Origin of the sequence: Salinibacterium sp. SWN1162, assembly GCF_015864675.1 — a bacterium.
Taxonomy (GTDB): Bacteria; Actinomycetota; Actinomycetes; order Actinomycetales; family Microbacteriaceae; genus Rhodoglobus.
In genome coordinates this window covers 484,209-497,656 of sequence record NZ_JADYWT010000001.1, presented here as the reverse complement: position 1 = coordinate 497,656, position 13,448 = coordinate 484,209, and the positions used below count along the sequence as shown (strand labels likewise).

9 protein-coding genes are annotated in these 13,448 nt (G+C 63.9%); 5 read left to right on the top strand and 4 right to left on the bottom strand.

All coding sequences use genetic code 11. The annotated features are described in order from the left end of the window. Positions 1-23: 23 nt before the first annotated feature. Positions 24-197: a hypothetical protein gene (locus I6E58_RS02345; protein ID WP_197129956.1), complete on the bottom strand. Its 174-nt coding sequence runs from the start codon at positions 195-197 to the stop codon at positions 24-26. A 71-nt stretch (positions 198-268) separates the two neighbouring features. Here I6E58_RS02345 and I6E58_RS02340 point away from each other — a divergent pair, with 71 nt between their 5' ends. Then, positions 269-1,105, top strand: coding sequence for an exodeoxyribonuclease III (locus I6E58_RS02340; protein WP_197129954.1), 837 nt, complete (start codon positions 269-271; stop codon positions 1,103-1,105). A gap of 40 nt (positions 1,106-1,145) precedes the next feature. On the opposite strand, the gene I6E58_RS02335 is transcribed toward I6E58_RS02340, so the two are convergent. Further along, positions 1,146-3,308 (bottom strand): ATP-dependent Clp protease ATP-binding subunit, encoded by a 2,163-nt coding sequence (locus tag I6E58_RS02335; protein ID WP_129072463.1) that lies wholly within the window; start codon positions 3,306-3,308, stop codon positions 1,146-1,148. A gap of 118 nt (positions 3,309-3,426) precedes the next feature. Here I6E58_RS02335 and I6E58_RS02330 point away from each other — a divergent pair, with 118 nt between their 5' ends. From I6E58_RS02330 to I6E58_RS02315, 4 genes are all read left to right on the top strand, one after another. Further along, positions 3,427-5,286 (top strand): HSP90 family protein, encoded by a 1,860-nt coding sequence (locus I6E58_RS02330; RefSeq protein WP_197129952.1) that lies wholly within the window; start codon positions 3,427-3,429, stop codon positions 5,284-5,286. Beyond that, a complete protein-coding gene (locus I6E58_RS02325; RefSeq protein ID WP_197129950.1) occupies positions 5,283-8,087 on the top strand; it encodes a hypothetical protein in 2,805 nt (934 codons plus the stop codon). The genes I6E58_RS02330 and I6E58_RS02325 overlap by 4 nt, the downstream gene beginning before the upstream one ends. Positions 8,088-8,190: 103 nt before the next feature. Next, positions 8,191-9,852, top strand: coding sequence for a hypothetical protein (locus tag I6E58_RS02320; RefSeq protein WP_197129948.1), 1,662 nt, complete (start codon positions 8,191-8,193; stop codon positions 9,850-9,852). A 95-nt stretch (positions 9,853-9,947) separates the two neighbouring features. Further along, positions 9,948-10,145: a hypothetical protein gene (locus I6E58_RS02315; protein WP_197129946.1), complete on the top strand. Its 198-nt coding sequence runs from the start codon at positions 9,948-9,950 to the stop codon at positions 10,143-10,145. A gap of 150 nt (positions 10,146-10,295) precedes the next feature. Here I6E58_RS02315 and I6E58_RS02310 read toward each other — a convergent pair whose 3' ends face one another. Beyond that, on the bottom strand, positions 10,296-11,660 hold the full coding sequence (locus I6E58_RS02310; RefSeq protein WP_197129944.1) for an NAD-dependent succinate-semialdehyde dehydrogenase: 1,365 nt from the start codon (positions 11,658-11,660) through the stop codon (positions 10,296-10,298). Between the two features lie 85 nt (positions 11,661-11,745). Further along, on the bottom strand, positions 11,746-13,314 hold the full coding sequence (locus tag I6E58_RS02305) for a PucR family transcriptional regulator (RefSeq protein ID WP_197129941.1): 1,569 nt from the start codon (positions 13,312-13,314) through the stop codon (positions 11,746-11,748). Positions 13,315-13,448: the final 134 nt, after the last annotated feature.

Genomic DNA, 13,448 nt, shown 5'->3' with positions numbered 1-13,448 from the left:
GAATACCCATTGCGGGCAATCCCTTAAAGGCTGCCCTGGCCCAGGATCAGCAAAGCGCCCGAGAAAACGACGCCGATAAAGCCCAAGATGGCCACGATGATGGCGTTGCGCCGGTCAAGGCGATCGGCCTGTTCCGCCTGCTCGGCCTGTTCGAGACACTGCTCCGCTTCGGCGTCGGCGAGACTCAGCGGGTTCATGTTCTGACTGTACGCGGTGGCTCCGACACTGTCGTCGCCCAATTCAGGGGTAGACCTATTAACGTTGAAGCATGCGCATCGCCACCTGGAACGTGAACTCCATCAGAACCCGAGTTGGTCGCGTCGTCGACTGGCTTCTTCGCGAAGATATTGACGTTCTTGCGATGCAAGAGATCAAGTGCAAGCCGGAACAGTTTCCGATGGAAGCGTTCACCGAGGCGGGCTACGAGGTCGAGCTTCACGGGCTGAGCCAGTGGAACGGCGTCGCTTTCGCGAGCCGCCTTCCCATGGATGACGTGACGATCGGCTTCGATACCCAGCCCGGTTTCGGCAAGGCTCTCGATGACGGCACCGTGCCCATCGAAGCCCGCGCCATTGGCGTCACGGTCGAAGGCGCACGCCTCTGGAGCTTGTATGTGCCGAACGGCCGCGAGCTCGACAACCCGCACTACCCCTACAAGCTGGAGTGGCTCGCGAACCTCAAGACGCAGGCCACCCAGTGGATGAGCGAGAACCCTGAGCAGCCACTGGCGCTGATGGGTGACTTCAACATCGCGCCCTTCGATCACGATGTCTGGGACATCGCGGCATTCGAGGGCAAGACTCACGTGAGCGACGCCGAGCGCGCCGCCTTCCGGGCTTTCGAAGAGGCCGGAATGATCGATGCTCTGCGCAGCCGCAACATCGAGGGCTACACCTACTGGGATTACCAGCGCCTGCGTTTTCCCCGCAACGAGGGCATGCGCATCGACTTCGTGATGGGCTCGCCCGCGTTCGACGAGCTCGTCACCGAGGCATCCATCGACCGCGAAGAGCGCAAGGGCGATGGCCCGAGCGATCACGTTCCCGTCGTCGTCGATCTCGCGATTGATACCGAGAACGACGACGATCGGCCGATGTTTCTTTAGGCGCGCACTCCAAGGCACGCGCCTAGCTGGCACGAGTAAGTCAGCCAGCGTCTGGTTCGGAACGAGACACGCGGAGACCTTCACCGTTGTCGGCGACACCGACCAGCACGGTGTCACCATCGCGAATGTCGCCGGCCAGCAACGCCTTAGCGAGCTTGTCGTCGATTTCGCGCTGCATAAGACGGCGCAGCGGACGCGCACCGTAGATCGGGTCGTAGCCACGCTCCGAAAGCCACGTGCGCGCATCCGGGGTCACCGCCAACTGCAGGCGACGATCGGTGAGGCGCTTGCCGAGACGGTCGATATCGAGCTCAACGATCTGGCTGAGGTCGTCGGTCGACAGCGGCTGGAAGACCACGATGTCGTCAAGACGGTTGATGAACTCGGGCTTAAACGACTTGCGCACGAGATCGTCAACGGCGGCCTTGCGGGCATCCCACGGCAGCTCCTGGTCGGTGATGAACTGGCTGCCCAAGTTGCTGGTGAGAATCAGGATCACGTTGCGGAAGTCGACGGTGCGGCCCTGGCCGTCGGTCAGTCGACCGTCGTCGAGAACCTGCAGCAGGATGTCGAAGACCTCGGGGTGGGCCTTCTCTACTTCGTCGAGCAGAATCACCGAGTAGGGGCGACGGCGCACGGCCTCGGTCAGCTGACCGCCCTGCTCGAATCCGACGTAGCCGGGAGGGGCACCGACGAGACGCGAGACGGAGAACTTCTCGCCGTATTCGCTCATGTCGATGCGAACAAGAGCTTTCTCGTCGTTGAAGAGGTACTGGGCCAGCGCTTTAGCCAGCTCCGTCTTTCCCACACCGGTGGGGCCGAGGAAGAGGAACGAGCCTGTGGGGCGATCGGGGTCAGAAATGCCAGCCCGCGTGCGGCGCACAGCCTCGGAGACCGCTTGCACAGCTTCCTTTTGACCGATGAGGCGCTTGCCAAGCTCCGCTTCGAGGTGAAGCAGCTTCTCGGTCTCGCCCTCGGTGAGGCGGTCGACGGGAATGCCTGTCCAGGCAGCGACGACGGCAGCAATGTCCTCCTCGGTCACCTGGTCATTGACCATGCGGGGGCCGGTGGGCTCGTTGCTCTCGGCCGTAGCGATTGCGTCTTCGATTTCTGGGATTGTCTCGTAGTTGAGCTTGGAGGCCTTCTGGTATTCGCCGTCGCGCATGGCACGGTCGAGCCTGATGCGGGCGTCGTTGAGGCGAGTCTTGAGGTCGCCAACACCGGTGAGGCTCGACTTTTCGATCTTCCAGCGCGCTTCGAGTTCGCTCAATTCTTTGCTTTGCACCACGAGGTCTTCGCGAAGCTTGGCGAGGCGAGCCTTGGAGGCCTCGTCCTTTTCTTTCTTGAGGGCGAGTTCTTCGATGCGCAGCCGGTCGACGGCACGCTTGAGTTGATCGATCTCAACAGGAGAGGAGTCGATCTCCATCTTGAGGTGGCTCGCGGCCTCGTCGATCAGGTCGATGGCCTTGTCAGGAAGCTTGCGGCCCGAGATGTAACGGTTGCTGAGGGTTGCTGCAGCGACGAGTGCCGAGTCAGCGATCGCGACTTTGTGGTGGGCTTCGTACCGCTCTTTGAGGCCACGCAGAATTGCCACGGTGTCCTCGACCGACGGCTCACCTACGAAGACTTGCTGAAAGCGTCGCTCGAGGGCGGCATCCTTCTCGATGTATTGACGGTATTCGTCGAGCGTCGTGGCGCCAATCAGGCGCAATTCACCACGGGCCAGCATGGGCTTGAGCATGTTGGAGGCCGCGACCGACCCTTCGCCGCCGCCCGCACCCATGAGGGTGTGCAGTTCGTCAATGAAGGTGATGATCTCGCCGTCGGAGTCTTTGATCTCCTTGAGCACAGCCTTGAGGCGCTCTTCAAACTCTCCGCGATACTTCGCGCCGGCGACAAGCGCGGCGAGGTCGAGAGAGATGAGTTGCTTGCCTTTGAGGGAGTCGGCGACGTCGCCGGCGATGATGCGCTGAGCGAGGCCTTCAACGACTGCCGTCTTGCCCACGCCGGGTTCTCCGATGAGAACAGGGTTGTTCTTAGTGCGACGCGTGAGAACTTGGCTGACGCGCCGAATTTCTGAGTCACGCCCGATGACGGGGTCGAGTTTGCCGCTGCGCGCGATCTCAGTGAGATTGACGCCGTACTTCTCAAGAGCACTTTCTTGCTCTTCGTCAGTACCCGGGGCACCCTGCATGTTCGCCATTTAAAACCCTCCACAAACTTGAGTTGGTATGACTCAACTTTATACCCGCGCGACCGTTCGTGGCTAGACGAACGCTGAGTACTTCGAGAGATTCTTTATCAAGTGAGAGACTCTTCTAGTGAACGCCGATTCCCGAGACGATCTCCAGTCCTTTCAAGTGAATCTCACGGGGGTTGTCGACCTCCTGAGCAAGCACATTTACTCCAGTCCGCGCGTATATTTGCGTGAGCTACTGCAGAACGGGCGCGACGCCCTCGCGGCGCGAGCCGAGCTCGACGGAGCTGACGCGAGCCGCGGCATCCGCATCACTCCCCTGAGCGAACACAACGACACCTTCCAGTTTCAGGATGACGGTGTCGGGCTCACTGCCGACGAGATGACCGAGCTGTTGTCGACCGTGGGCCGATCATCCAAGCGCGACATCTTTGATCTGCCCCGCAGCGACTACCTCGGCCAGTTCGGTATCGGATTGCTCAGCTGCTTCATGGTGGCCGACCAGATTGTGATTCAGTCCCGCTCCGCTCGCGGCTCAGCCCCGGTCGAATGGATCGGCAATAGCGACGGCACGTTCAGCGTGCGCGAGTTGGAGGGCGACCTGCCCATCGGCACCACCGTCTCGCTCAAGCCGCGCTTCGACCAGCACGACCTGCTCAGCACCCCCACGGTGTTGGCGCTCGCTCGCACCTTCGCCGAGTTCTTGCCCGTGGGTGTGCGCGTTGACCTGCCCGGTGGTGGCACCGAAACCGTGACGCACGAGGCTCCGTTCCTCGAGGCGCACACGGCGTCGGCATCCGACCTGCTTCGGTACGGCAGCGAGCTGTTGGGCGTTGAGCCCTTTGCCGCGATCCCGCTGAGCGTGCCCGGCACGAACACCACCGGCGTTGCGTACGTGCTGCCGAGTTCGCCACCGCCCGGCGCCCGGCAGGCGAACCGCGTCTACCTCGGCCGCATGTTGCTGAGTGAAAACGTGGATGCGCTCGTTCCCGACTGGGCGTTCTTCGTGCGCGTCGTGCTGAACAGCACCGCGCTCACTCCCACGGCCAGCCGCGAATCGCTCGTCGACGACGACATCCTCGAGCACACGCGCACCGCCATCGGCACCGTACTGCGACAGTGGGTGCTGGAGATGGCGGCCCGGCATCCGGCCCAGCTGAACGACTTTGTGCAGATTCATGCGCTGGCGCTCAAGTCGCTGGTGATTTATGACGAAGAGCTCGCGAAGTTCATCACGCCCTGGCTCAGCGTCGAAACGACTCTCGGGCGTATGACCATCGAGAGCCTCACTCGCGATCACACGCAGTTGCGCTACGCCGAAACGGTGGACGAATTTCGCCAGATTGCCAGCATCGCGAGCCCCGACCGCCCGGTGATCAACGGTGGCTACATCTACGACACCGAGATAGCGCGGATGCTGCCCACGATTGTGGACGGCCTCACCGTCGACCGCGTGAGCGTGCTTGACGAGCTCGACTTTCTCGAAGTGCCGCCGCTGGAGGTGCGCAGCGTCGTCGCGAAACTCGAAGACCGCGCCAGTGCCGTGCTCGCCGATGCTGACTGCGCCGTGATCGTGCGCGGAGTGCCCGCCGCCGACGTCACCGGCCTCTACTTGGCTGACCCTGAAGTGCTGCGCTCCATCGACCGCCGCAGTGCCCGCGAGATCAGCCGCCCGGGGCTGTGGAAGAACGTGCTCGGCAAAATGGATGCCTTCGCCGAAGATCGCCTCGCGAGCGACGGCACCAGCAAGAGTCTCGCGCGCCTCTGCCTCAACTGGAACAATCCCGTTGTCGTCACCCTCTCCACCCTGCGCGATGACGCCGTCTTCTCTCGCACCATCGAGCTGCTTTACGTTCAAGCACTACTCACGAGCCAACGCCCCCTCAGCGTGCGCGACCGCGCCATGATGACCAATTCCATGTCCGATCTGATTGCCATGAGTGTCGCACTCGGTGATTCCCTCCCAGAAAGTTCTCCCCTATGAGCGCCGACCGCATCAACGAACTGTTCCGCGAAATTGACTCCATCGCGTACGGGCCCGAGGAACGCGCCCGCGTCGAAGAAGCGATCGCGCTGGCGGTCGAAATCGGGGACAAAGAACTCGAATACCGCGCCCGGGTTCGACTGACGGCATCCGCCAATATGGGCGGTGACACCGAGGTACTGCTGTCATCCTTCGCGTGGTGCTTGGCGAAACACGACGAAGACCCGGTGCGTTTTCCGGATGACATCGGGCACGAAGGTGCTGGCCTCATGTGGCAGTTCAAATGGATTGCCAGCGCGCTTGCAAGCTCTCCCATCTTCGACACAGCCGACATCGATGGTGCGCTCGCCGATATGGCGACGCACTACCGCGCGGCGGGCATCGGCCAGAGTGGAGTCTTGACGTCACAGTTTTCAACAGCGTGGCGCCTTGGCGAACTTGAGCGGGCCGAGGCTCTCCGCACCCAACTAATTGCGACCCCGCGCGACGAATACAGCCACTGCGATGCCTGCGTGCGCAGCGACTCGAGCGGGTTCCTCACCGAAACCGGTCGCGATGCTGAAGCGATCGTGCTGTTCGATGAACTCATCGCTGGCGGTTACAGCTGCGGCGACGAGCCAGAGGCGGCACTCTCGCGGGCCCTCCTGCCCTACCTTCGCGTCGGTCGCTTTGACGACGCCAAGGCCGCCCACTTTCGCAGCTACACCCTCGCCCGCGACAACGCCGACAACCTCGGAATCATCGCCAACCACTTCATCTTCTGCGCCGTCACCGGCAACGAAGCTCGCGGCTTGGCCATGCTCGAACGCCACCTCTCGTGGTTCGTGCACGACCAGCTCAACGCCGACAACCAGTTCTCGGGTCTCGTTGCTGCCGGAGTGCTTCTGGATGCCGTGACCCGTGCCGGTTTCGGTGCCCAAACTGTTCGCGGTGCCGAAAACCACGAACTCGTGGCGCTCTTCGGAGAACACGATGGTGCGTGGACGGCCGAAGAACTCGCCGCCGCCATGTGGGCTGCCGCGGCAAAGATCGGCGACCAGTTCGACGAGCGCGCCGGCAACGACTACCGCGCCCGCCGCATCCAGAAAGCCCACGAACTCGCCAACGAGCAGTTCGACCTTCCTCTCACGAGCGAAACTCTCGGCCTCACCACCCCCGCCGATGACGAACCAACGGATGCCGCTGGCTGGTTGCTGCGTGCCCAAGAACTGCTCGCGATCGGCTGGCTTGCTCCCGCTTTGCCCGCCGCGCGCACTGCGGTCGAGCTGACGACCGGCCAGGAGCACACGGCCGCGCTCAGTTCCCTGATTGCGCGACTCGTCGCCTCCGGCGATCTGGCAGAAGCTGAGACGTTGCTCGCCACTCGCATCCCTGCCCTGCGCGAGCATGGCGATGACGCTCAAGCGACGCTCGAAGAACTTCTCGGCCTCTCTCTGTTTGGCCGCGCCGAGCAAGAAGACCTTGATGCCCTCCGCATCGCGGTCGATGCGTCGAGCGCCCTTGCTCCTGCTCAGCGGGCTGACCTCGAAGTGTCACTGTTGAGCGTGCTGCTGCGCGGCGAAGAGCCCAACCTCGAGGCGGCGACCGAGCTCGCGACGAGCGCCCTGGCCCACGCCAAAGAAGGCGGTGTGCCTCAGCTGCGCGACCACGCGCTACGGTATCTCTCCGACCTCGCGGCGAGTGCGGGCGACACCGACGGCGCACTCGCGTACGTCGCCGAACTGCTGGAGTCGACATCCAATCGCGGCGTTCTGGCGCATGCCCACGCTCTGCGGGCTCGCATCTTGGGCGGCAGCGGTGAGTTTGCTGAGGCTGCCGCGAGCGCTGATGCCGCCGCCGAGTGTGCTCACGCGATCGACGCGGTCGGCCCCCTGCACGACATGACCATTCTCGCCGGTCGGCTCTACGACGAGGCAGAAGCGTTCTCGGATGCCGCCAGCCGGTTCCGCCTCGGAGTTCGCTACGCCGAACGCCTCGAGATCGACACCGTGGGGGCGCGCTACGCCCTCGGCCGCTCTCTGGTTCGCGCCGGCGAGTCATCCGAAGGCATTGACCTGCTGCTGTCGCTCTACGAAGAAGAGACTGCCGCCGAGGCTCCCCCGGGAAGCCGCGGTGAGACCCTCTACTGGCTTGGCCATGGCTTCGCGGATGCCGGCGAACCCGGCTCTGCTGTAGGCACGTGGGAGACCGCGACCGAGCTCTACCTCGAGGCTGACGACACCCAGAGCGCGGCACGCACGCTCGCTGACAACGCTGGCCTGCACGCCCAACACGGCGATCACGACAGTGCTGCGGCGTTGCTTGAGCAGGCAGTAACCCACGCCCGCGCCACCCCCGAGAACCTCAACCTTCTCGTGCGGGTTCTTCACCAGTCGGGCCGCGCGCACGCTGAGGCGGGCAAGAAGGAAGGCCTCAAGCAACTCGATGAGGTGCTTGCTCTCGCGACGGAACACGGCGCAGACTGGCTGCACGCCGACGTCACCGATTCGAAGGCGCGAGCTCTCGCGAGCTTGGGCAAGCCCAAGAAAGCCGTCAGCCTCGCCCTCACCGCCGCCGATGAATACCGTGCCGCCGGAGACCCCATCGCCGGCGCCAACTGTGAACGCTTCGTTGCGAGTGTTCTCGCCGCCGAGGGTCGCCATGATGAAGCCGTCGCCGTACTGAACTCAGTGATGGAGCAGACTGCCGAGCATCCCCAGCTGCACCAGATCACCGCGTTCGACCTCGCGGAGAGCCTCGAGAAGCTGGGACGGACCTCGGATGCTGCTGCCGCGCGCGCGATTGCGGAGGGCGCCAACTAACGGGTTTTTTGTTCGCCGCGGTGCCGCACTGGCACCGCGGCGAGCTGCTCTACCCCGCGAAGGCGGGGAGTGCGCTTTCAGTAGAGGTCGCGATAATTGAAAGATGGCCTTCGCTCTTTCTGACATCGACGCTCCCACTGAGGGCCAACAGTGGTTGCTTCGCGCTGAAGAGCTGTTCGCCGCTGAGGCTTTCGCCCCGGCCCTGAGTGCCGCCCTTCAAGCGGCGCACCTCACCACGGGAGCAGTGCGAGTTGTCGCGCTCGGGATCGTTGCTACCTGCTGCGTGCGCTTGGGCCAGCTGGAGACCGCAGAAGCAGTCGCACTCCAACGTCACACGCTGTTGCTTGAGCTGGGCAAGCCCCTCGAAGCCGCAAGCCAGGCCCGCATGGGGTTGGCTTTCTTCGGCAGCGCCGAGCCGTACGACCTTGCCGCCCTGGAACGCGAAACGATGAACGGCGACGAGTTGCCGCCCCGACTTCACGCGCTGGCCCTGCTCGCTCTCGCCGATGTACTGGCTCGCCAGCCCTCAGCCGAGAAGGAGCGCATCCACTCGACTGCCGGTCTTGCCTATCTCCAGGCAAACGCCGCCGACGACCCCGGCTCGACCCAATTTTTCGCCGCCCGCCATCTCATGAAGATCGCCTTCGCCGACGGCAACGCCGAGCGGATGCTGGAGTACAGCACCATGCTCCTCGCGACCGCACGCAATCGCACCGCCCACGCCGAGGCCAACAGTTTCTCGGCGATGGCGCTCGCGGGTGTCGGCCGGGCGAGCGAGGCTCTTCTCGCCGTGAACCAGGCCGTCGACCTCTACGACGCGATCGATCTTCCTGACCGGCTCTACCACACGACCATTCTTGGGGGTCGGATGGCGGTGGATGCTCAAGAGCGAGCAATCGCTCTCGGGAGGTTCCGCGACGCCATCGAACTCGCCCACGAGCTCGACATCGACGACACGGAAGCCCGCAAAGCCGTCGCAAACCTGCTCGTGATGACCGACAGTCACCCCGAAGCCATCGCGATGCTCACGGAGATCTACAACCACGAGACCACCAGCGGCGCTCCGGCAGAAGCTCGCGCAGAGAGCCTCGAGTTCATGGCGCACTCGCTAGCCGCGACGGAACAACTGGATTCCGCCATCCAGGTCTGGACGATGGCCGCGAGCCTCTATACCGAGGTCGGCGCTCTCGATGACGCCGCCCGCATCACCCGCAGCGTGGCCGGCATCCACACCGCGCGGGACGACCATGCTGCCGCGCGCTCGGCCTTGCTGACCGCTGCCGCTGCGGTGCGTGAATCGCAGGGCGACGGGGTGATCTACCTCGGTGTGCTGCACGACCTCGGCACCACTCAAGCACGTCTGGGCGACCGTGAGGCGCTCACCACCTTCGCCGAAGTTGAAGCCGACACCCTCGCCAATCGGGCGCCGTGGATGGGGGCCGCAACGCTTGCCGCCAAGGCTCGCGCTCTGCACATTCTGGGCGACAATCAGGATGCCGTCGACCAGGCCACGAAGGCCGCCGCCGCGTTGCGGACCGCCAATGATCCGAGCGGTGCGCTGCACATCGAACGCTTCGCCGCTGGAGTTCTTACTGAAATGGGTCGCCCCAAAGACGCGATCAAGCTGCTGAAAACAGTCGTGAAGAACGCCCGCGGCGACGCCGAGATGCTCGCCGGAGCGAACCGCGAACTCGCGGACTGCTATGACGCTCTGGGAAAGAAAAGACGAGCCACGGGCACGCGATCCCTTGCGGGAGACGCGTAGCCGTAGCTCGTCTGTGGCGGTTTGACCAAGTAACTTGGACCTCAGAACGGGGCTGTGTCTAGGAGCTCAACGGCACAATTCTCACGGCGGGTGACATGTCAACTCAAGTACTGCTCGGCTTCGCCGCTGTGCTTCTCATAACCCTCGTAGCTACTTTGGGCATTTTTCTTCGCGCACGGAGAGAAAAAGATCAAGTGAAAGCGCCTTGGTGGGTCGCGGTGATGGCCGCAGTCGGGGCTCTCGCTCTTGTCCTCATGGCGGTTCTTATCGTCGCTCTTTTCCCGATCGATTAGGGCGGATTGAGTGTCGGCACGTTACTGCCGCCGGACGATTGCGGCGGGTGTAGAGCGTATTCAGCCGTGACGCCCTGATCAAGAACGCACGCAAAAAGCCCCGGTCGCGACTGCTCAGTACAGCGCGGCCGGGGCCTTTTTACGCAGTAGTTACGGGCGCTTGACCAGCTTGCGGTTCATGAACTCGTCGATGCCGTGAGCACCGAGTTCGCGACCGGTGCCGGAGTTCTTGACTCCACCGAAGGGCAGCTCGGGAGCATCCGCCCCGACCTCGTTGATGTAGACCATGCCAGCGTCGATGCCGTCAGCGAGGCGGTCGGCCTGGTCGGCATCCGTCGTGAAGACGTACGAACCGAGCCCGAATGGCGTCGCGTTAGCGAGCGTGATGGCTTCTTCTTCGCTGCTGACGCGGTGCAGCTGAGCGACCGGTCCGAAGAACTCCGTGATGTACGCGGGGTTCTCGGGGCTGATGTTTTCGAGTACGGCGGGGGCGAACTTGGTGCCGTCGCGCTTGCCGGTTCCGACGCGCAAGGTGGCGCCAGCGGCAACCGCTTCGGCGACCTGCTCTTCGAGTCCCTTGGCTGCGGCGACTGAACACAGCGGGCCGAGCTCGGTGCTCTCGTCCATGGGGTCACCCACGGTGATCGCTCCCATTGCCGCGCTGAACTTCTCGGCGAACTCTTCGTAGAGCGAGTCGATGATGACGAAGCGCTTGGCGCCGTTGCAGGCCTGACCGTTGTTGTCGACGCGGGCGGCGACGGCAGCTTCGACCGTGGCATCCATGTCGTCGGTAGACATGAGGATGAACGGGTCAGAACCGCCCAGTTCGAGCACGCTCTTCTTGAGGTTGGCGCCGGCGGCGGCACCCACGATGGCACCGGCACGCTCGGAGCCCGTGAGGGACACTCCCTGGATGCGCGGGTCGTCGATCATCGCGGCGATCTGGTCGTTATCGGCGAGCACATTTTGGTAGCCGCCGACCGGCAAACCGGCTTCGTGAATGAGAGCTTCAAGCGCCGCCGAGGACTCGGGGCACTGCTGCGCCGGCTTGACCAAAACGGGGTTGCCGAGAATGATGCTGGGGCCGGCAAAACGAGCGATCTGGTAGATCGGAAAGTTCCACGGCATGATGCCGAGAACAGGACCGATCGGGCTTTTGCGAATCCACGCGGTACCGGCTCCGGACGGAATTTGCTCGTCGGCGAGAAACTCTTCGGCGTTGTCGGCGAAGTAGCGGAAAATGTCGGCCGAGAACTCGACTTCACCGACTGCTTGAGCGAGCGGCTTGCCCATTTCACGCACGATAATTTCGCCGAATTCGGCGGAACGTTCGGCGAGCAAATCGGCGATGCGCGTGACGATCGCTGCGCGCTCTTTTACCTGATCACGGTTCATTCCGCCGTTGTACTCGGAGTGCGCTGCCGCGACGGTCTGCTCGATGACTTCGTCACTCGCGGCGGGGTGCGCGGTGCCCTCTTCGCCGGTGTAGGGATTGATCACTTGAAAAGTCTTCATGAGAGGTTCCTCGCTGCTCGAAAAGGTCCGGCGACGTCGCCGTGAATTGTTCGTAGGCTACATCCGAAATCCTGAAAATTGGAAGTTAGGGTTTTTCGCCGAGGTCGATCGCGGCCAACATCGCCCACAATTCGGCGCGGCCTTGGAAGGTGTCGAGGCTCAGATTCGTGAGTTCGGAGAGCCGCTGCATCCGCGACTTCAGACCGTGCCGATGGATGCCCAACTCGCGTGCCGCGGGATCCCACTGCCCGTTGTGCCGCAGCCACACTTGCGCGAACCGCAGCAGCCCGAGACCCTCGGTGGATTCGATGACGCTCGCGAGCCGGGCGTGAGCGATATCGGCGACCGAACTCGACGCCAGCAGGCCAAAGAAACTCTCGCCGACGAGACTCGCGAACTCGGTGACCGTGGCCGGCGGTGATGCTTCGAGCGAGCGCACGGCCTGGGTGATCGCGACCGTGAGCTCGGGCCAGCCGACCTCGGCCGAGAGACCGACGGTGAGATCGCTCGCGGCAAAGAATCGACGTTCGGCGGCGAGCTGTTTGGCGTCGATCAGCACGAGCAAGTGGCGACCATCCGCGACGGCGAAGATGCGACTGTCTGAGCGCGCCGCCCGCCGCTCGAGCACGTCACGCACGCTCGCACTCGTCTCGCTGAGATCGAGGGCCGCGACCGCAAACCGGTCGGCCGGCAACTCGATGCCCGCCACCCGCACCGCCCGCCGCACGCTGTCGACCCGGCCGTCCTTGAGCAACTGGAACAATTGCTCCAGAATCGCGCGATGCCCCACCCGGAGGTTCTCGGTCTGCTCGAGCGACACCTCGGCGAGCGCCGCCAACACCGTCATGACCGAACGCTCGAGCGCCCCAAATTCGGTGTCGCGAACCCACGCGATAGCCCCACACAGCCTCCCAGTGGAGCCGAGAGTCTGCACGACGCGAAACTCGCCAGCAGCGCCATCGGCGACGCGCGCGCGACGAGCCCGACCCAGCAGATCGGTGACCGACCTGTGGATGCCAGGGGCGGCATCCGCAGATCGTGTCTGCTTGCGGCTGTCGCCGGGTTCGCTCACGAGCTCACCGTCGGCGTCGAAGATCCATACGCGACAGCCGAGTCGTTCAGCGGCGACGGCGGCAGCGGCGGCGAGGCGCCCTTTGCCGACGGCGGCGCGAGCGATGTCGTTTTGGGCGGCGAGCGCGCGGTCGAATCCGGCGCGAGTTTGTTCGGCTTCGTTGTCGGCGACGAGGCGACTGATGGCGATGAACGGGATGCGGTACGGCACTTCGAAGAGTGGCAAGCCGGCGGCAGCACACGCGGCGACGAGCCCGGCGGGCACTCCGTGGGTGATGACTTCGGTGCCGAACCCGATCGCGGCGACGCCGGCGGCCACGAGTCGGGCGACGTACGAGTCGAAGTCGGCGCCAGCGGTGGGATCGGCGGCGGGCTCGGCGGGCGGTACGGTGCTTTGGGCGGCGTTATCGACGAACTGGCGCCCGGTCGTGAGCAGCAATTGCCCCTCGGAAACGAACGGCGTCGGGTCGTTGAGGTCGGAGTTATGCACCCACGTGACGGAGCGTTCGAAGGTCGTCGAATCGGTGAGCGGGCGCAGCGCGAGACGCTCGGTCGCGATGATCTCGCTGAGGGGTGTGGGCATGGCAATCCTCCTACTGCCATTCTGTCAGCAATCGCCGCCCAAGCTGCCACTCTGTGACTGTTGCGCCGGGCATCCGCGAACTAGGTTGAACCAAACGTTTTTGTACGATGCCGCTCGCCTGTGCAGCTCACGCG